Genomic DNA, 19,584 nt, shown 5'->3' with positions numbered 1-19,584 from the left:
TCTGTTGCTCTAAACCTATGCGACAAACAAGTTGCGCATGGCGTTGAGTTCTATAAGACACAATTTGCTTGGCAGAAGGACCCCGCCCGTGAGTATCCGCAAGAAGATCGCTGATAGTGAAGCCCTGTTGAACTGGGCCGCGCGGCGCATTGCGTGGTACATCCGGCTGGTCCATCGCAACACCGAATGGCAGCGTATTGGCTATGAGGAACTGGACCAGTTGGCCGAACAGGGCGAACCGGTCATCGTGGTGCTTTGGCACCAAAGGCTGGCGCAATCGCCCTATTTCTACCCGCTGGACAAGGGGCCCATCTGCTCCATCACCTCGTCTGCGCGCGCGGGCAGCATGGTTGGTCGAGTGCAAAAGCTGTTCGGTATGGACACGATCGCCATGACCAGTAAGAAATCGAACAACATTGCCGTGTCGCGGGCGGTGATCGGCAAGATCAAACAGGGCATTTCCATCGGCATCGCCGCCGACGGTCCGCGCGGTCCGGAAAGGGTGTTGTCCACGGTGCCCTTGGTCTGGGCAAGGACCTCGGGCAAGCGGGTGTTCGGGATTACCTTTTCCGCGGAACATGGTCGCGAGGCAGGCACATGGGACCGGTTGCTAATGCCGCGTCCCTGGCGCAACAAGGGCGTGTTTATTTGCCGGGAATGGAAGGAAACCGTGCCGCGCAAAGCCTCGGACGAGCAGATCGAGGCCCTGCGCCTCAGCCTTGAACAACATATGAATGACATCACGGCCGAGGCCGACCGCATGGTCGGGCGCGAGCCTTGGTCGCCGTCCTAACCGCCGCGCAAACGCTGCATCAGGTAAACTTCACTGCCTTCGGGGATCGGTTCGGTCAGACCGGTTGCGATGACGCGTCCGTCGATGGCGATGGACACGCCCGCCTCAATTGGGCCTTCCAGTTGCGGATGCGTCCTGACCAGTTCCCGTAGCAGATCGCCGGTGGTTTTGGCCTCGACCTCCACCACCTGCTGACCCCCGGTCAAAGACCGGAGGCCGGACCAGAGGTGGACCTCAACCATTGTCCTTGAGCGCCGCCAGAATGCGCGGCGGGGACATCGGCAGTTGCTTCATCCGAACGCCAGCCGCGTTGGACACAGCATTGGCGATGGCGGCCAAGGGCGGCACGATGCCCGTCTCACCCACGCCGCGCACACCGAAGGGGTGGCCGGGGTTGGGCACTTCGACAATCACCGTGTCGATCATGGGCAGGTCGCTGGCGACCGGAATGCGATAATCAAGGAAGATCGAGTTCTGCAACCGTCCATCCTCGCCATAAATATATTCCTCGTTCAGCGCCCAGCCGATACCTTGCGCGGCACCGCCCTGGAACTGGCCCTCGACATAGGTCGGGTGGATCGCCTTACCGGCGTCCTGAATGACCGTATAGCGGGTGATCGTGGTCTTGCCGGTTTCCGGGTCGACCTCAGCGTCAACAATGTGGGTGCCAAAGGACACGCCTGCGCCTTCGGGCGTCGCCTCAAAATGGCCCGAGATCGGACCCCCGGTGCGTCCCATTTTGGCGGTGATATCTGCCAACGGCATCGGGTCAAAGTCACCCGCGTTCGGGCCCGAAGGCACGGCGCAACCGTTTTCCCACTTCACGGCTTCAACCGGGATATCCCATTTGGCCGCTGCACGTTCGCACAGTTTTTCGACAGCATGGCGCGCCGCCTTGATCGTCGCCAGACCCGAAGCATAGGTCACCCGGCTACCGTGGCTGACGTCGTTATACCCCAGCGTTGCGGTGTCTGCGACGGTGACACGGATGTTCTCATATGGAATGCCCAGCACCTCGGCCGCCATCAGCGCCATCGACGCGCGCGAGCCGCCAATGTCGGGCGTGCCCACCATCAACTGGGCTGAGCCGTCTTCGGACAACGCCAAGGTTACCGACGTTTCACCCCCGTGGTTGAACCAGAAACCGCAGGAGACGCCGCGTCCCTGCCCCGGCTTCAACGGCGCCGAATAATGCGGATGCGCCTTGGCGGCCTCGAGCGTTTCCACCAGACCGATGCGTTCATAACGCGGGCCATAGCTGGCCTTGGTGCCCTCATGCGCGGCGTTCTTTAGACGCACCTCGATCGGGTCGAGACCCAGCTTGTTGCACATCTCATCAATGACCGACTCGACCGCAAAAGCCCCCATCGGCGCGCCCGGCGCGCGATAAGCGGCTTGCTTGGGGCGGTTGGCCATCACGTCATAGCCGATCTGTTTGACGTTTGTCAGGTTATAGGCCGCAAAGGCACACATGGCGGTCATATCGCCCGGCGCACCGGGGAACGCGCCGCCTTGCAGACGGAACTCACCCCGCGCGGCGGTGATCGTGCCGTCCTTCTTCATGCCGATCTTGATATCCATCGAGGCCGAGGCGGTCGGCCCTGTCGCCCGGAACACTTCGGATCGGGTCATGACCAGCTTGACCGGGCGGTTCGCCTTGCGGCTCAGCGCCAGCGCGACCGGTTCGATGAAGACCGTGGTCTTGCCGCCAAATCCACCGCCAATCTCGGACGCGGTAACGCGCAGCTGCGAGGTTTCGATGCCCAGCAATGCCGCACATGTCTTTTGCGCAATCCAGTGGCCTTGGGTAGTGCACCAAAGCTCACCTTTGCCGTCATTGCCCAGCAGGCCAAGACAGGCGTGCGGCTCGATATAGCCCTGATGGGTCGCCTCGGTGACAAAGCTATCTTCGAGGACCAAATCGGCCTGGGCAAAGCCTGCGTCGACATCGCCATGACCGCTTTCGTGATACCGCACAACGTTGGGGTGCATCCCTTCGGGCACGGAATAATCCGCCGCACCTTCGCGAATGACCGGTGCATCCGGGGCCATCGCTTTGTCAACGTCGGTCACATGAGGCAATACCTCGTACTCAACCTCGATCAGCTTCAGCGCATCCCGCGCGGCCAGCGCCGAAGTTGCCGCCACCGCAGCCACCGCATGTCCATCATAGAGAGCCTTCTCACCGGCCATGACGTTTTCCAGCACGTTCCAGAATTCGCCAGCCAAACCCGGCTTGAACGGCACGTCGGCGAAATCAGCGCGTGTCACGACGGCTTTGACGTCTTTCAGCGCCTCAGCCTTCGATGTGTCGATTTTCACGATCCGCGCATGGGCGTGGGGTGAGCGCAGGATCGCGCCATGCAGCATGCCGGGCGCAGACATATCCGCGCCGAACTTGGCGCGGCCCGTCACCTTGTCCAACCCGTCAGGGCGGTTCGGACGGGTGCCGACAAAAGTGAAATCCGTTTTACGATCGTCCAGAGCCATTACGAAGCCTCCCGCAATTCTTCTGCCGTTTCCATGACGGCGCGAATGATCTTGTCATAGCCGGTGCAGCGGCAGAGGTTACCCGCCAGCCAATACCGGGTTTCTTCCTCGGTCGGGTTGGGGTTTTTCTCCAACAGCGATTTGGCCGCCACCAGAATGCCCGGCGTGCAGATGCCGCATTGCAGGGCTGCATGTTCGATGAATTTCTGCTGCAGCGGATGCAGCACGTCACCATCCGCGATACCTTCGACGGTTTCGATGGTCTTACCCTCGGCCTCAGCGCCCAGCATCAGGCAGGAACAGACCAGACGGCCATCAACCGTGACCGAGCACGCGCCGCAATCGCCAGTACCGCAACCCTCTTTCGCGCCGGTCAGGTTCAGCTTGTCGCGCAGACAATCCAGCAGGGTTTCGCGCGGGTCGCACAGAAAATCGACCTCATCGCCGTTCACGGTGGTCGTTACTTGGAGCTTGCTCATGCTTTCTCTCCCTTCGCGCGGGCATAGGCGATTTTCGCGGCGCGCTTGGCCAGAACGCCTGCGACCTCGGTGCGGAATTCGATCGTGCCGCGTTTGTCGTCGATTGGGTTACAGGCGGCCGATGCCGCAGCCGCCAGCGCGTCCAACGCAGCATCGTCCAGAGTGCTGCCGATGATGGCCTTGGCACATTCTTCAACCAGCAGGACAGTTGGTGCAACAGCCCCCAGCGAGACGCGGGCCTCGGTCACGGTGTCACCGTCCAGACGCAGGCTGACACCCACGCCAACAACGGCGATGTCCATCTCGGTGCGGGGGATGAACCGCAGATACGCGTCACCCGCATTGTCCCCGCGCGCAGGGATGTTTACGGCCGAGATCACCTCACCCTTGGAAAGTGAGGTCTTGCCGGGTCCCGTTGGGATATCCTCGACAGCCACCTCACGCGTTCCATCTGGGCCAGTGACAGAAACGGTCACACCAGCGGCAACCATCGCAGGCACAGAATCCGCCGCCGGAGAGCCATTACACAGGTTTCCGGTCAGCGTTGCCCGCCCCTGCACCTGAGTCGAACCGATCAGGTCCATCGCCTCAACCACGCCGGGCCAGTCGCGGCTCAGTTCAGCATGTTCGCTCATCTCGGCACCGGTTGCGGCAACGCCGAGGGTCCAACTGCCGTCTGCATTACGGGTGATGTCACTGACACCGTCGATCTTCTTGATGTCGATCAGCGTATCGGGCGTGACCAGTTCCGAGCGCAACTGCACCAGAACATCCGTTCCACCGGCCAGAAAGCGGGTGACGCCCGTTGCGTTTGCAGCCAGAGCCGACGCCTCGGCAAAACTGGCGGGACTGTGATAATCCATGAAAATACCTCGCACCTGTTGATCAGGGTTCACTAGGGTTCGGCAGGGACGTTAGTGCAGCGGCGCCCCAACGTCCATGGTTGGAGCGACCAATTTTTGAGATAAAAAAGTCGTTTCCTGACCTTGGCTCAGAGGTCGATCTCGATCACACCATCCGGCTGCGCCGCCCGGCTTTGGCATAGGATGATAGCGCTCTCACGTTGTTTCTTGGACAAAACGAAATCGCGGTGTTCGACCTCACCCGAAATCACGCTACATTTGCAGACCCCACAGATGCCGTCGGCGCATTTCACATCCACGTGAATGCCTGTCTCGTTCAGCACCTGCGCTGCATCTTTGTCGGCGGGTACAGTCAGATCTCGACCCGATTTTGCCAGCCGCAGGGTGAAGGCGTGATTCTCATAGTCCGGCTGTTCGGGAACCGAGAAATACTCCAGATGCCGCGCTTCTTCGGGAAAGCCCTGACGCTCAGCCGCTTGCATAACTCCGTCCATGAAGCGGTCAGGACCGCAGGTATAGACGTGCCAACCGTCTTGATAACCCGACAGGACGGCTTCCAGATCGGCCCGTGTGCCTTCGTCCGAGAAATGATAGTGCACGTGATCCGCCCAAGGCATCGCTGCCAGATCTTTCAGATACCCGGCACCGGCACGGGTACTGGCGGAATAGTGCAGCTCGAACGGTTTGCCCAAGGCATGCAGACGGTGAGCAAAAGCGATCATCGGAGTGATGCCGATCCCGCCACCCATCAGGAAGGTCTTGGTTGCGCCCTCGTCCAATTCGAAATGGTTGATGGGTTTCGAGATGAAGACCTTGCGCCCTTCGTTGAAGATCCGGTGCAACAGGGCCGAGCCGCCGCGCCCCTCATCCTCACGCAATACACCGATCTGATAGGTGGCGCGGTCGGATGGGTCACCGGACATAGAGTACTGCCGCAGGAATTCCGGCGCGACCAGCACGTCCAGATGCGCGCCCGCCGTCCATTCGGGCAGTGGTGAGCCGTCCAGCGTCGAGAATTCGTACTTGGTCACATCCGCAGTCATCTTGTCGACCTTGGTCAGTGCGACGCGCATAACCGGGGCATCGCCCGCGATGGTATAGCGGTGGATCACCGACAGATCACCCGCCGCTTTGCGCGCCTTGTATTCTTCGGCCGTGACCATGGCCTCATAGGCGGCAATCCCAGCCTCGCGATCCATGGCGAACGGATAGGGCCAGGGGTGCGGGGCCAGATAGGCAGGGTAAACGGCCAGAGTCTGATCCTCGTATTTCAGGTCCAAGTCGGTTTGCAGATCGCGCCGGTTCAGCGGGTGGTCAGTCGGGCGATAGGCACCGTCCGGTTGCAGCTCCAGATCCCACCACCATTTCTTGACATCGTTCAGCCCGCCATTGCCCACCACATCATCCAACCGCGCCAGCGCGGGCGCGGCTTTGGGAATATTCATCGCGGCCCAGCGGAAGGGGCGTTCCTTGAAGATGCCCTCAAGGTTCCAAGGGCAGGTCTTCATACACCGCCCGCACATCGCCCCACCCGGCGTGGTCACCCGGTAGGTGGCGCATTTCTGGCTGTCGGATTTCCAGATTTCATAGCCGTTGAACATCAGCTTCGGCCCAGCAGTGATCGCACCCGAGGGGCATTCGCGGGCGCATTTGTTGCAGCTTTCGCAGAAGGTCTGCAGACCGAAATCGATCGGCTTGTCATGCGACATAGGCATATCCGTCGTCACCGCGCCGGATTTTAGGCGGGGCCCCAGATAAGGGTTCAGGATCACTTCCCCGATCCGGCTGACCTCGCCCAGCCCAGACAACAACAGCAGTGGCGGCTGTAACACCTCGCCATCCATTACGGTATGCGCGCGGGCCTTATAGCCCAGATTGCGGATCTGTTGCGCGATCACTCCACCCAGTAACGAAAACCGCAGATAAGCGCGCATCGACTGCGCGACACTGATCCAGTCATCGCCGCTGGCGCCCTCCATCGTCTCATAACCCTGGTCGATGATCATGCTGATGGCCTGGTCATGGGGCGTCGTGATCTCCTCGCCCGTTGCGTCATGCGAGTACCACGCCCAGTCCGGGCACCGGCTGAGGCCCACCGCATCGACCCCCAGAAAATACGTGGCCGCCTTGATATTCGCGGCATTGCGTGCAGCGTCGGTTGGTGGCGCGGTATCGGCGCTTTCCCCATCCTGCAGCAACACGAACGCGCCCAGCGCGCGGCGTTGCGCGGTACTGGGCGCGGCCTTGCGTACATAATACCCGCCCTTGGCCCCGTCTTGCAGATGCTTACCCATATCCCCGAACTGCGCGCGGGCGAACATGTCGGCACGCTTGGGGACCCGGGCGACGTTTTCCTCGTCGATATAAGTTGTAGGTTTTTCCACCCGCTTGAGGGTCTCAAACGGATGCGCCCCGTCCACATAGCGCCGTTTGGCATAAGGGTCGCGGTTCAGCGCGTTCTTGGCAAAGCCCGCGCCCAGCCACCACGCCGGACCTTGGGTTGGAAACCACGGCTGCTGCGTCATGGGGCGCAGGGGCTGATCGTGGGCGATCTCCATCTCGGTCGTGACCGCAGCCAGTCCGAACCGTTTACCCAGCCACGGCGCGACCAGCTCTCCGTCTTCGACCGAACACAGCCCCGCCGCGACGGCCAGCTTACCCAGATCAACCTCAGAGGACATGACCGTATGCGCCCGCGCGTCAAAGCCCAGAATGCGGATGTAGTTGGCGATGACCACGGCGTTTTCGGTCGCCAGAAGACAAGCGCGGTGGTCTTGCGCATCCATGATCCAATCTGCGCCGGGCTCGTTGGGGTCCGGGTCGCGGTTGTGTTCGTACAGAAAGACAATCGCATGGCGATGGGTGTCCATGGGGCGCGGTTTGGCCTCCATGCTTTCTTTCAGATCGGCCATGATCAGGTCGATCCCCGAAGCCAATGTCTTGGTCTGCCGTGTTTTCAGCGCATGGGCCAGACGGTCGACATCGGGGTTTCGGCGGGGTTCGGTCAGCAATGCCTCGGGCGGCAGAGGACCACACCCCATCATTGAGGCATCATTGAAATAGCCGAACGCTTTTAGATGGTTGGCACGACCGGTCAGATCGGCAGGCACCTCGGACTCCACCGGATTCACGAACCCATCCCGGATTGTATCCAGCATCGCTTGAAACTCGCCCATCGCATTGACGATGCTCTCAGGGCACTCAGGGCGATGAAAGCCAAGTGTTGGCATGGGCATCACCTCGTAAAGATCAGGCAAATCCGACTGCCGTGCCAACCGTTCTAGCGGGTATTGCCCCATATGAACCGGGCGGTTCTTGTCCGAGAAAAAGCGGATTCCCATCGCACACCTCCTGATGATGACAGTCACCTATTGCGCACTGGACTGCAAATCCATTCATGAATAATCATACACGTCATGAGGAAAACTGATTTTACTGATCTGGACGGTAAGGTCTTGCGCGTGTTTCTGACCATTCTCGAAGAAAGTTCGGTATCGAAAGCGGCCGACCGGTTGGGCGTGACGCAATCAGCGATCAGCCATACGCTGGCCAAATTGCGGCAGGTTCTAGGTGATCCGCTGTTTGTCCGCTCAGGTCAGGGGCTGACCCCGACCGAACGGGCTTTGTCGCTGAAAGACCCAGCGCAAAACGTGCTGGATGCAATGCGGGCGCTGACCGAAAATCGCCCGTTTGATCCGATGCTCGAGGACATGCAATTTCAGATCGCCACCAACGACATGCCGCGCGAACTGATCTTTCCCGAACTGCTGCGCGCCACACGAGCCGAGGGCGTCCGGTTGCGGCTAGGGTTCATACCTTCGGGTGTTCCCGATCCGGACTTGTTGCGCAGCGACCGGTGCCAGCTGATGCTGACGCCCCTGCCGCCGGATGGGCCGGACATCTTTCAGAAACGTATTCTCTGCAGCCCATTGATGATCTTTTACGATGCAGAACGACGCTGTCCGCCGGACAGTTGGCACGCCTACTGTGCGACTGAACATGTTGACGTTCGGTTTCCCGATGGCCGCAGTTCGCGAGCGGTGATGCGGGGCGTAGACCAAAGCCAGATCAGACCACCCACCGTCACCTTGCCTCATTTCAACGCCATCCCATCCTTTGTAAAAGGCAGCGACCTGATCTCGACCGACACCGCGTTGATGAAACGCGGGCCACTGGCTGCGCTGGACTGCGCGCCCTTGCCGTTTAAATGCGAGCCGGTCTCGATCTACATGGTCTGGCATCAAAGGTCGGCAAACGATCCTGCTCATCGCTGGGTACGTAACAGGATCGAGTCCACCGCGCGCGCCCTTCAGACCTGAGATAAAAGCCATTTTTGCACCACCTCAACCAGTTCAGGTTGTCGGGGGCGTTTTGGCACGACGATGTGAAAACCGAGATCCTCGACCAATACGTCAGGCAGAGGTTGAACAAGGCGTCCTGACGCCAGTTCGGCCGCGACCAATGGCGCATTGGCCAGCGCTATCCCTTGCCCGGACACAGCCGCGTCAATGGCAAGGCTTGTCTGGCTAAAGTTCATCATTCGTGGCTTGCCGACGACTCCGGCCCGATCAAGGAACAGAGGCCAAAGACCGTGGGTGTCGTTCAAAAGGATTGCGCCTGACAGGTTCTGCGGCGCTTTGACTTGGGTGGCCAACGAAGGGCTACAGACCACAATGAATTCAGTCGAAAACAAAGGCACCGATGATAAGTCGCTGCCAAATGGGGATCGACCCTGTCGCACGGCGATATCGACCCCGTCGCTTTTGAAATCTGCCAACCGCTCGCGCGCGTCGATCTGAACGGCGATATCCGGATACCGCGAGGAAAAGTCCTTTAGCCGTGGCACCAACCATTTCGACGCGAAACTGGGCGTGACCGAAATCGTAACATGTCTGTCGCCGGACAGATCGGTGACCGCCTCTTCGATCAAACGAAAAGCGCGGCGCAGAGGGGCATGAAACCTGCGTCCGGCTTCGGTCAGCGCAAGACCACGTGGCAGGCGATCAAACAGCTTCTCGGCCAATCGCGCTTCTAGTCCGCGCACCTGTTGGGCAACCGCCCCTTGCGTCACGCCCAACTCTTCTGCTGCCAGTCGAAAGTTGAGATGTCGCGCCGAGGCTTCAAACGCGCGTAGGGCATTGAGCGGGGGTAATGCGGTCATATGACCATCCTGTAGATTTTCTACAACATAGAAACAGAAGAACTGATTAGTCAAATGCGCCGACGAGGCGCATTTTCGGGTCATCAACAAACGGAGAGATCACATGACCAAAGTGGCGCTTATCACAGCCGGTGGCAGCGGCATGGGTGCGGATTCTGCCCGGCGGCTGGCTGCAGACGGGTTCAAGGTCGGTATCCTGTCCTCTTCGGGCAAAGGCGAGGCACTGGCGCATGAATTGGGCGGTGTTGGCGTGACCGGTTCAAACCAATCTACAGAAGATCTGCAAAAGCTGGTCGACGCCGCGATGACCCATTGGGGGCGGGTCGACGTTCTGGTCAACTCGGCCGGGCATGGACCCCGCGCATCGGTACTGGAGCTGACGGACGAGGATTGGCACACAGGCATGGACGTCTATTTCATGAACGCCGTTCGCCCAACCCGCCTTGTCACGCCGATCATGCAATCGCAAGGGGGCGGGTCGATCATCAACATCTCGACTTTCGCCGCCTTCGAACCGGACCCGGTCTTCCCAACGTCGGGCGTGTTCCGCGCCGGACTGGCCGCCTTTACCAAGTTGTTTTCGGACCAATACGCCGCCGACAATATCCGCATGAACAATGTCCTGCCCGGCTTTATCGACAGCCTGCCCGAGAAAGAAGAGTTCCGCGCCCGTATCCCGCTGGGCCGCTATGGGCGCAGCTATGATGAGATCGCCTCGATCGTGGCAATGCTGGCGTCCGAAGGCGGAGGCTACATCACAGGGCAAAACATACGCGTAGACGGTGGCATCACGCGATCCGTCTAGGATCAGAACCGCGCCTTAATCAGATGCGTAAGCGCCGCGCCTGTCTCGAAATAGGCGCGCCGCAGGCCGGTCCAACTTTCCGAGTACTCAGCAACTGCCGGGACAGGCAGCAGACCCGGATCGTTGCGCAACAGGCTTTTGGCCATTTGACGGCCAAAAACGGTACCCGGGCCGATACCACGGCCCGAGAACCCATGCGCTGCCAAGGCATTCGGGCCAATCTGCGTGATCTTGGGAATATGGTCTGACGTCATCGCAATGCGACCATGCCAACCTTGGGTCAGGGGCTGGTCAGACAGTTGCGGATAAAGCTCGGCCATCTTTCGTCTGATCCACGCCCTGTGGGCCCCGCTACCTGCATGCCCTAGATCGCCCATCGCCCCGATGATAAAGCGTCCCTCGTGATCCAACCGGAACGAGGTCATGATCAGGCCAGTATCCCAGGCACCCTCGCCTTGGTGCAGAATACTGGCGCGCAGGTTGTCCGAAAGCGGGACTGTCGCGAACTGAAAATAGTAAACCGGTACATATGCAGGCGCCGTTCCGGGCAAACCCCGGTGATAAGCGTTTGTGGCCTGGATCAATGCTTTGGCCCGAACAGTACCTTCTGCTGTGGTCAACACCCACACATCGCCGTCACGCGACAGCGATTGAACCGGGCTTTGCGTAAAGACCTGCGCCCCCGCCTCAACTGCCGCACGCGCAAGCCCGCGGACATAGTCCAACGGCTGGATCGTCCCCGCACGCGGATCAAAAACCGCACCGTGAAAAGCCGCACTACCGGTGCGCTGGCGGGTTTCGTCGGCTGACAAAAGCTCAATCGGGGCACCGGTCGCACTGAGTTGTGCATGCCGGTTTTTCAGGTCCTTAAGCCCGGCAGGCGAATGCGCACAGTGCAGGGTACCGTTGCGCACGGGCGAACAGTCGATCCCATGTTGCTGGATCAGGTCAAACACATCGCCCGGCGCAGCCCCTAGCAGGTCGATAAGGCGGTCGCCTGCCGCCTCTCCCAAAAACGCACGAATTTTGTCCGGTGGCAGCCACAGACCTGCATTGGCAAAGCCGACATTTCGGCCCGATCCACCATGCCCGATTTCCTGCGCCTCAAGCAGAGCAACCGATGCGCCGGACTGCGTCGCCGTCAAAGCCGCCGAGCAGCCAGTATACCCACCACCGATCACAGCCAGATCAACCGCCAGATCACTGGTCAAAAGGCTACTGGCCACATGCTCCTTACCGGTATTCAGCCAGAGGGACTGGTCATGGTCGCTCACGTCGGGCTCCTTGCGAATAAGCAGATCATCAAGACTGTATCAGCCGGTTGCAAGTGCGCGCTGATCATCGCGGCCCATGGCAATCAGGAAGGGTTGCGCATCCTGCCGCGCCTGAAACGCGGGTTTGTTCGCCAAGCCGCGCCAATCCGCCAATACCAGAGACTGTGCCACTGCGCCCCCAAGGGTTGCCCCGGGTCCGGCAACGATAAACAGGTCCGGTGCAAATTCGCGCGCTGCGGTTTGGACGGCGCGGGTGAAGTCATAGGGTTCGGTGACTTGGTGACCTAAAGTGTAGTTCCACAACGCTTGCGTATCCGTCGCTGCAGGCCACCAGATTTTGCCGCGTCCGTCGATCAGAGGGCGCTCGGGCTGGCCAAACAGGTCGGCCCCCAACCGCGCGCGGCCCTCGGCGGCGACCGGGGCTTGCAGCGCCGTGTGAAACGCGGCGTGATTGGCCAGACGCATCGGGAACCGGTCCTGCTGGCCGGGCTGAGACGCCTCGAACGCAGTCAGCCCCGCCTCATCCCCGGCCAGAACCAGCATCCCGCCCAGATCAATCGACAGGCCAAGCGTGTGGCCATCCTGCGCATTGATCCGCGCGACCTCGGTTAGCAACTCCTCCTTCCGAGCAGAGTCGTTTACCCAGTCGTCACCGATGAATGGATAGACCAATTGCCCGCCGATCAGGTGATCTTGCATCAGCGTGCCCATGGTGTTCACCACCCGAAACCCGTCCTGCGGCGACAACGCACCGCCCGCAGCAAGCGCGCTGTACCAGCCCATCGAGTTCCCCGTGACCGCAACAACCTCGATATCATCAGCCACGGCCTGCGCATCCGCCAAAGACGCCGCATAAATCAGAGCCGAAGCCACATCCCCGCGCGAATAGGTATTGACCGTGAACCGGTCGGCCCCATCTAACGCAGTCACAGCCTGCTGCCCCGCCTCGGCACGTAGGGCATTGAAGCTGTGAAACAGGTCCATCCGCTGCGCGTGGTGACGGTGCAGATAGCCCAGCTCGGGCTTGTTATAGGTGCCTCGACCGGGGCAGATCAGAACAGCGGTACGGGTCATGCGCGGCCTCCGGTCAGGTTTAATGCGGCGGCAACGATCCCGTCTTTTGACGGCAAGGGCGCAGCATAGGCGGGGCCGGTTGCTATGAAACTATCCTCGGCGACAACACGGGCGATTGGGGTGGCGGGACTTTCTTCGACGAAGAAAGTCATCAACGCCTCAGACTGGCTGCCGGTGCGACGACATTCGTCGACGACCAAAACATGCGCGCATGTTTTGGTGGCCGCGCGCAGGGCATCCATCGGCAACGGGGCCAGCCAGCGCAGGTCGATGATCCGCACGTTCAGCCCCGCCGCTTCCAACTCTGGCAACGCCTGTTTCGACAGGTAATGCCCGTTGCCATAGGTCACGATGGCCAGATCGGTGCCGTCGCCATGCACCCCCACCTCACCCAGCGCGGTCCGTCGATCCGGCGCGGGATAAGTCGTCATCCAGCCCCCATCCTGCGCCTCATGCAGATCACGCATGGGATAAAGCGCAATGGGTTCCAGAAACACCACAACGCGTTGCTCCTCGCGTGCCAAACGGACACATTCACGAAGCATCTGCGCCGCGTCTTCCCCGGTCGAGGGGCAAGCAATGATCACTCCGGGAATATCGCGCAGCACGGCCAGCGAGTTGTCATTGTGGAAATGCCCGCCGAACCCCTTCTGATAGCCCAGCCCGGCAATCCGCACGACCATAGGGTTTGTGAATTGCCCGTTCGAGAAAAACGGCAGCGTCGCGGCCTCGCCCCTGATCTGATCCTCGGCATTGTGCAGATAAGCGAGGAACTGGATTTCGGGGATCGGCACAAACCCGTTATGGCCCATGCCAATCGCCAGCCCCAAAATCGATTGCTCATCCAGCAGCGTGTCGATCACCCGGTCCGGCCCGAACCTCTGTTGCAGCTTTTGCGTGACGCCGTAGACGCCCCCCTTGCGGCCAACATCCTCACCCATGCAGACGATTTCGCCATGTTCCAGCATCAGATCAGTCAGCGCCCAATTGATCAGGCGACTCATGGGCTGAGGGTCATTCATTGCTCGCATATCCCCGCCAAACGCATCTTTGCGCGCCTCGGCGCTGGGTCCGTTGGTAGGTTTGCAGTCGCGTTTGGGCGGGATCAGGCTGGCCATCACCTCGGCAGCGCCGCCCAGATGAGGACGCGTGGCAGCCTCGGCAGCGATCCGATCGGTACGGGCGCAAGTGTCCTGGTATATCTTCAGCGCCTGATCAGGTGACAGTGCCCCGGCCTGATCCAGCAGGCGCACGGAATGCAGCAAGGGATCGTTAGCCTCATCTGCCTCGACCTCGGATTTGGGCATATAGGTGGTGGGCACGTCAGCCCCCGCATGACCGTAAAGGCGCACGGTTTTCAGATGCAGGAAGGCAGGTTTCCGGCGGGTACGCACATAATCGGCGGCCTCTTGCGCGACGGCATAGGTCTCGTAGATATCCAGCCCATTAGCCTGAAAATACGTGATGCCCGGGCGATGCTCCATCGAAGCCTGTATCCAGCCTTTGGGTGTTTTGACCGAGATGCCAATCCCGTTATCCTCACACACAAACAACAAAGGCAGGGGCGTTGATTGCACGCTGGTCCAGCCCGCCGTATTGATCGCCCCCTGCGCGGTCGAGTGGTTGGCCGAGGCATCTCCGAAAGAACACATCGCAATGCCGTCCTCGGGCAGTTCACGATGCTCGGGGTCATGCCGCCGCGCCGCGCCTAGGGAATAGGCCGCGCCCACCGCCTTGGGCAGATGGCTGGCAATGGTCGAGGTTTGCGGTGGGATGGTCAGCGCCTTGGACCCCAGCACCTTGTGCCGTCCGCCCGAGGTGGGGTCTTCGGAAGAACAGGCAAAACTCAGCAGCATGTCCCAGGCGATCTGCTGGCCCGGCACCTGCTCGGCCCGCGCGATCTGAAAGGCGGCGTCGCGATAGTGCAGAAACGCAATATCCGTGGGGCGCAGTGCATGGGCCACAGCCGCCATCCCCTCATGCCCGGATGAGCCGATGGTATAGAACCCCTGCCCCGCCTTCTGCATTGCGCGGCTGGTGCGATCCAGCGCCCGGCTTAGCACCTGCGAGCGAAACAGAGATACCGCTTCGGGCGCAGTCAGTCCCGACTGAGGAGACGTACCATGGGGGAAATCGCGTTGCGCAACACGGGTCAGGAAATTCTCATGAACGATCTGAGCGCGATCCATTTGCGGGTCCTTTTGGTTCAACCTGGCGGCAACATCAGAAATACAGCGCCCCCTTCTTGCAGGCATTCAGCAGCTTAAGCAAAGGAAATGCCTGTGATGTGTATCGGGCTGGCGCAGCGCAAATGCCAGTGATATTCCGTCCCAAAGGTATGAGGATTTATCATATGATCGCGCCCCGTCGTTTCCTACCCTCAATCCCGTCGCTTCTGGCTTTGGAAGCGGTAGACCGGCTAGGCAGCGCCTCGGCTGCAGCCGAAGAGCTGTCGTTGACCCAAAGCGCGATCAGTCGACAACTCAAGGCGATGGAAGAGCAACTGGGCGTCGATCTGATTCAACGCAACCAGATGCGACTGAACCTGACGCCCGCGGCAAAAGAATATGTTCAGGTCGCCCGGTCCAGCCTGAGTCAGCTTGCTCAGGCGTCTCTGAAGCTGAAGGCCAACCCGACCGGCGGCTCACTCAATCTGTCGATTCTGCCAGCGTTCGGGATGCACTGGTTGGCCCCCCGCCTTCAGGATTTCGCCCGCAAACACCCCGAAGTCACCGTAAACCTGAACACGCGTCTTAGACCGTTTGAGTTTGAAAACGAACACTTCGACGCCGCGATTCACTTTGGCGGGCGGACATGGGCCGGTGTGAATTACTTGCCGATCATGCGGGAAGATGTTCTGCCGGTCTGCGCGCCAGATCTGCTTCCGACACAGAACGATAACCCCGACTGGCTTTTGAGTGCACCCTTGCTGCACTTGGAAACGCGGCCAGATGCGTGGGAAAGGTGGTTCGCTGTACAAGGCCGGTCCGTTAGCGGTATTTCTGGCATGCTATTTGACCAGTTTTCGACGATGGGTCAGGCGACAATCCACGGGCTGGGGGTCGCGTTGCTGCCGACTTATTTGATCGAAAACGACTTGAAAACAGGCAAACTGGTGCTTGCATGGAACGGCCCGAGTGTCAGCCTTGGCGACTTTTTTCTTGTCTGGCCCCAATCCCGAGCGGAATCTGAACCGCTCCGATCGTTTCGAACATGGCTACAGGATCAAATCTCTTTAGCCTGAACCAATACACAAGACTTACCGAGCAAAACTGCGCGGCCTTAGGCCTTGCGTCCCGCGGACAGCAGGGGCCGGGCAGGCGCGGGCTGCGCCCGCGCCTGCCCGGCCCAACGAAAGGAGATGTTTCTTCAGAAACGTCGACGACGGGCGGGAGTATCCCGTCGGGCTTTATGTGTCCAAGGAACGTGCGATGAGTTCCTTCATGATCTCATTGGTGCCACCATAGATCATTTGAACACGCGCATCGGCGTAGAGGCGCGCGATTGGGTACTCCATCATAAACCCATAGCCTCCGAACAACTGCAGGCATTCATGCATGACTTCGTTCTGCACCTCGGAACCCCAATACTTGGCCATCGATGCCGTCGCTGCGTCCAGCGTTCCAGCTTCAAGCCGAGCGATACAGTCATTCACAAAGCTGCGCAGAACCTCGGCCTTGGTTTTGCACTCGGCCAGTTTGAATCGTGTGTTCTGGAAATCCATAACCCGCTGACCGAAGGCTTTGCGTTCTTGCGTGTAACGCACCGTCTCGGCAATCGCGAAGTCGATCGCGCCAAGTGCGATGATCGCAATCGTCATACGCTCCCACGGCAACTGCTTCATCATTTGATAAAAGCCCTGCCCTTCTTCCGGGCCGATCAGGTTGGTCATCGGCACCTTTACGTCCTCGAAGAACAGTTCGGCCGTGTCGTTGCCCTTCATCCCCAACTTCTTGAGGTTGCGCCCCTTCCGGAACCCCTCCGCGCCTCCGGTCTCGACCGCCACCAACGAAACACCTTTCGAGCCCAGCGATTTGTCCGTTTTTGCTGCGACAAGGATAAGATCAGCCGACTGACCGTTAGTAATAAAGATTTTCGAGCCGTTAATGCGGTATGAATTGCCATCTTTCTCGGCAGTTGTCCGAATGCCTTGAACATCGGAACCAGTTCCCGGCTCAGTCATCGCCAACGCGCCGACCATTTCGCCCGAAGCCAGCTTGGGAAGCCATTTTTGCTTTTGCTCTTCGCTGCCATAAGCGGTGATGTAATGGGTCACAATCGATTGGATCGGGTAACCCCATCCACAATCTCCGTGCGACGCCTGCGCGTACATCGTAACCGCGTCGAAACCAAGACCGCCCCCGACACCGCCATGTTCCTCGGAAATCGACCCGGCCATAAGACCCATTTCCCCAGCCTTGTGCCAGAACGCTCGATCAACTTGCCCCTGATCGTTCCAGCGTTCGGCGTTGGGGACCAATTCATCCTGCATGAAACGGTCCGCCATCTCTGCGAACATCCGATGTTCTTCGGTTACCCAATTGGCGGAATTCGTAAACAAAGACATTTCGTGTCCCCTCAAGTCAGTTTCCTTGAAGGTAACCCCCGCGATCCGGCAATCCAATGCGCCAGGAGCTTTGCTACGCAACGTCTTTTAAACGTAACGCCTCAGACCGGCAGCGCATTCGCCAATAACACCCGCGCTGCTTCCTTGGTGTCGCGCGCAGGATCACAGCTTTTAAGCAGAACAGCAGTGACAATCGCTCCTTCTTTCAACAGCAGAATCTGACATCCCAGCTTTTCAGGCTCGCGGGCGCCTGCGTCGCGGGCCAAATCAGTGAAATATTCGAGCAGCAGACGTTTGTGCTCGGCTGCTTCCAGATGGATGGGGTGGTCTTTGTCCTGATATTCGGCCCCGGCTTTGATGAACATGCATCCGCGATAGCCGTCCTCTTCAAACCACTCTCCCAAGGCATCGAAACTGGCCAGCAGTTTTTGCGCGGGCGTGTCGGCAAGCGCGTCGATCCGGCCATAGAACCAGTTGCGGAAATTCTCATCCCGCAAGCGCAAGGCGGCAACGATCAATTCCTCTTTGGTTCGGAAATGCTTGTACATCGAGGTCTTCGACACACCTGTCTCTGCCACCAGTTTGTCCATACCGGTGGCGTGAAAGCCATCCCGGTAAAAAACCTGCAGAGCATTGCGGACCAGCTCGTCGCGTTTGTTCGGGCGCATGATTCGGCTCCTGAGTGTACTGATCAGTACATAACCATGGTTTCATTTCGCGACAAGATTGCCGGGAACTCAACCCCTGAAGCCTTTAGATTATAGCTCTTTAAAGGTCATTCAAAAATTTTCTCAAATTGAGACTTGCAAAAGTTTACCGATCAGTACACATTGACCTCAAGATGTACCGATCAGTAAACCTTGGAGCTAGACGATGAAACGCCGCAACAGCCCATTTTCCCCTCAGTATGTCCCCTTCCTGTTGACCCTTGCGCTGCTTGCCGCCGCACTGACCTGAAAGACCAAGATATGAGCCGACCCCCTCTGCCACCCTTCACCCTTGAGACCGCCACACAAAAAGTCCGTATGGCGGAAAACGGCTGGAACAGCCGCGACCCCGATCTTGTGACACCCGCCTATACCGAGGACAGCCAATGGCGGAACCGCGCCGAATTCTTGTCGGGCCACGAAGACATCCACGCCTTCCTGACCCGCAAATGGAACAAAGAGTTCGACTACCGGCTGATAAAGGAACTGTGGGCATTTACAGAAAACCGAATTGCCGTACGCTATGCCTATGAATGGCATGACGATAGCGGTCAGTGGTTCCGGTCCTATGGCAACGAGAACTGGGAATTTGCCGAAGATGGCCGGATGGCCAAACGCCACGCCTCGCTGAATGACCTGCCGATTGACGAAGAAGATCGTCTGTTTCACTGGCCCCAAGGCCCCAGACCCGAAGACCACCCCGGCCTGTCTGATCTGGGTCTCTAGAAAGGATCACCCATGCCCCGCGCCTTTTCTGAACTGACCTTTACTTCCGCCGTCCGCGCCCATCAGGAAAGAATGGGATCGGCCAAGACCTATGCCAAATTCATAGAAAGCGGGCCACAAAAGGGGCATCAGATCGGCCCTGCGGAAAAAGCGTTTATCGAGGCGCGGGACGGGTTTTACCAATCTACTGTGTCCGAGACCGGTTGGCCCTATGTGCAATATCGCGGCGGGCCAATCGGGTTTCTAAGGGTGCTTGGGCCGACAACCATCGGATACGCCGATTTCTCGGGCAACAAACAGTATATCTCTCGCGGAAATTTGGACGGAAACGACCGGATTGCCATGATCCTGATGGATTACGCCAACCAACGGCGGTTGAAAATACTGGGTCGGGTCGATTTTACCGAAGGCGAAGCCGCCGCCGCCAGCCTCTATCCCGACGGGGCGGAAACGCCCGCGGAACGCGCCGCGATCATCCGGGTCGAGGGGCTGGACTGGAACTGCCCCCGCCATATCACACCTCGCTTTACCGAGGCCGAACTGCGCCCCCATCTGAACACGCTTGGTCAGCAATTGGCGCAACTTCAGGCCGAGAACGAAAAATTAAAACAGGAACTGGCAAGACGGGGCTGAACCGAATTGCGA

Annotated in this window: 17 protein-coding genes; 6 read left to right on the top strand and 11 right to left on the bottom strand. The window is 59.5% G+C overall.

The window, feature by feature from the left end:
• Nucleotides 1-88: 88 nt before the first annotated feature.
• The gene (locus ABWV79_RS08515; RefSeq protein WP_353391360.1) at nucleotides 89-793 is read left to right on the top strand and encodes a lysophospholipid acyltransferase family protein; all 705 of its coding nucleotides are present in this window, start codon (nucleotides 89-91) and stop codon (nucleotides 791-793) included.
• Here ABWV79_RS08515 and ABWV79_RS08510 read toward each other — a convergent pair.
• The 5 genes from ABWV79_RS08510 to ABWV79_RS08490 all read right to left on the bottom strand — a co-directional run bounded on the left by ABWV79_RS08510 (nucleotide 790) and on the right by ABWV79_RS08490 (nucleotide 7,966).
• Nucleotides 790-1,035, bottom strand: a complete 246-nt coding sequence (locus tag ABWV79_RS08510) for a MoaD/ThiS family protein (protein WP_170353360.1) — start codon at nucleotides 1,033-1,035, stop codon at nucleotides 790-792. The two genes, ABWV79_RS08515 and ABWV79_RS08510, sit on opposite strands and share 4 nt — an antisense overlap.
• The gene (locus ABWV79_RS08505; protein WP_353391359.1) at nucleotides 1,028-3,283 is read right to left on the bottom strand and encodes a xanthine dehydrogenase family protein molybdopterin-binding subunit; all 2,256 of its coding nucleotides are present in this window, start codon (nucleotides 3,281-3,283) and stop codon (nucleotides 1,028-1,030) included. The genes ABWV79_RS08510 and ABWV79_RS08505 overlap by 8 nt, the downstream gene beginning before the upstream one ends.
• Nucleotides 3,283-3,762 (bottom strand): (2Fe-2S)-binding protein, encoded by a 480-nt coding sequence (locus ABWV79_RS08500; RefSeq protein ID WP_353391358.1) that lies wholly within the window; start codon nucleotides 3,760-3,762, stop codon nucleotides 3,283-3,285. The genes ABWV79_RS08505 and ABWV79_RS08500 overlap by 1 nt, the downstream gene beginning before the upstream one ends.
• On the bottom strand, nucleotides 3,759-4,625 hold the full coding sequence (locus ABWV79_RS08495; RefSeq protein WP_353391357.1) for an FAD binding domain-containing protein: 867 nt from the start codon (nucleotides 4,623-4,625) through the stop codon (nucleotides 3,759-3,761). Before ABWV79_RS08495 ends, ABWV79_RS08500 begins: the two co-directional genes overlap by 4 nt.
• 128 nt (nucleotides 4,626-4,753) lie before the next feature.
• The gene (locus ABWV79_RS08490) at nucleotides 4,754-7,966 is read right to left on the bottom strand and encodes a reductive dehalogenase (RefSeq protein ID WP_353391356.1); all 3,213 of its coding nucleotides are present in this window, start codon (nucleotides 7,964-7,966) and stop codon (nucleotides 4,754-4,756) included.
• Between the two features lie 75 nt (nucleotides 7,967-8,041).
• Here ABWV79_RS08490 and ABWV79_RS08485 point away from each other — a divergent pair, with 75 nt between their 5' ends.
• The gene (locus tag ABWV79_RS08485) at nucleotides 8,042-8,944 is read left to right on the top strand and encodes a LysR family transcriptional regulator (RefSeq protein ID WP_353391355.1); all 903 of its coding nucleotides are present in this window, start codon (nucleotides 8,042-8,044) and stop codon (nucleotides 8,942-8,944) included.
• Here ABWV79_RS08485 and ABWV79_RS08480 read toward each other — a convergent pair.
• On the bottom strand, nucleotides 8,935-9,786 hold the full coding sequence (locus ABWV79_RS08480; protein WP_170353366.1) for a LysR substrate-binding domain-containing protein: 852 nt from the start codon (nucleotides 9,784-9,786) through the stop codon (nucleotides 8,935-8,937). The two genes, ABWV79_RS08485 and ABWV79_RS08480, sit on opposite strands and share 10 nt — an antisense overlap.
• Nucleotides 9,787-9,889: 103 nt before the next feature.
• Here ABWV79_RS08480 and ABWV79_RS08475 point away from each other — a divergent pair, with 103 nt between their 5' ends.
• The gene (locus tag ABWV79_RS08475) at nucleotides 9,890-10,591 is read left to right on the top strand and encodes an SDR family oxidoreductase (protein WP_353391354.1); all 702 of its coding nucleotides are present in this window, start codon (nucleotides 9,890-9,892) and stop codon (nucleotides 10,589-10,591) included.
• Nucleotides 10,592-10,593: 2 nt separating this feature from the next.
• Here ABWV79_RS08475 and ABWV79_RS08470 read toward each other — a convergent pair whose 3' ends face one another.
• The 3 genes from ABWV79_RS08470 to ABWV79_RS08460 are packed head-to-tail and all read right to left on the bottom strand — an operon-like array spanning nucleotide 10,594 to nucleotide 15,128.
• Nucleotides 10,594-11,865 carry an NAD(P)/FAD-dependent oxidoreductase gene (locus ABWV79_RS08470; protein ID WP_353391353.1) on the bottom strand — a complete coding sequence of 424 codons (1,272 nt, stop codon included), beginning with the start codon at nucleotides 11,863-11,865 and terminating at the stop codon, nucleotides 10,594-10,596.
• 39 nt (nucleotides 11,866-11,904) lie between these two features.
• Nucleotides 11,905-12,939: an ACP S-malonyltransferase gene (locus tag ABWV79_RS08465; protein ID WP_353391352.1), complete on the bottom strand. Its 1,035-nt coding sequence runs from the start codon at nucleotides 12,937-12,939 to the stop codon at nucleotides 11,905-11,907.
• The gene (locus tag ABWV79_RS08460) at nucleotides 12,936-15,128 is read right to left on the bottom strand and encodes a dehydrogenase E1 component subunit alpha/beta (RefSeq protein ID WP_353391351.1); all 2,193 of its coding nucleotides are present in this window, start codon (nucleotides 15,126-15,128) and stop codon (nucleotides 12,936-12,938) included. The genes ABWV79_RS08465 and ABWV79_RS08460 overlap by 4 nt, the downstream gene beginning before the upstream one ends.
• Before the next feature lie 164 nt (nucleotides 15,129-15,292).
• On the opposite strand from ABWV79_RS08460, the gene ABWV79_RS08455 reads away from it, so the two are divergent.
• Nucleotides 15,293-16,183, top strand: coding sequence for a LysR substrate-binding domain-containing protein (locus ABWV79_RS08455; RefSeq protein WP_209195201.1), 891 nt, complete (start codon nucleotides 15,293-15,295; stop codon nucleotides 16,181-16,183).
• A gap of 165 nt (nucleotides 16,184-16,348) precedes the next feature.
• Here ABWV79_RS08455 and ABWV79_RS08450 read toward each other — a convergent pair whose 3' ends face one another.
• Both ABWV79_RS08450 and ABWV79_RS08445 read right to left on the bottom strand, forming a co-directional pair.
• Entirely contained in the window at nucleotides 16,349-17,506 is a 1,158-nt protein-coding gene (locus ABWV79_RS08450) for an acyl-CoA dehydrogenase family protein (RefSeq protein ID WP_353391350.1), read from the bottom strand.
• Between the two features lie 101 nt (nucleotides 17,507-17,607).
• Complete coding sequence (locus ABWV79_RS08445) at nucleotides 17,608-18,174, bottom strand: TetR/AcrR family transcriptional regulator (protein WP_353391349.1); 567 nt, start codon at nucleotides 18,172-18,174, stop codon at nucleotides 17,608-17,610.
• Nucleotides 18,175-18,474: 300 nt separating this feature from the next.
• Between ABWV79_RS08445 and ABWV79_RS08440 the strand changes: the two genes are divergently transcribed.
• A complete protein-coding gene (locus tag ABWV79_RS08440) occupies nucleotides 18,475-18,939 on the top strand; it encodes a nuclear transport factor 2 family protein (protein WP_353391348.1) in 465 nt (154 codons plus the stop codon).
• Between the two features lie 12 nt (nucleotides 18,940-18,951).
• Nucleotides 18,952-19,572 (top strand): pyridoxamine 5'-phosphate oxidase family protein, encoded by a 621-nt coding sequence (locus ABWV79_RS08435; RefSeq protein WP_353391347.1) that lies wholly within the window; start codon nucleotides 18,952-18,954, stop codon nucleotides 19,570-19,572.
• The last annotated feature ends 12 nt before the right edge of the window (nucleotides 19,573-19,584 follow it).

It is taken from the genome of Ruegeria sp. HU-ET01832, from assembly GCF_040371315.1.
In the GTDB taxonomy this organism is placed as follows: Bacteria; Pseudomonadota; Alphaproteobacteria; order Rhodobacterales; family Rhodobacteraceae; genus Ruegeria; species Ruegeria lacuscaerulensis_A.
The sequence above is the reverse complement of the archived record's forward strand: the minus strand, read 5'-3'. Positions and strand labels throughout refer to the sequence as shown.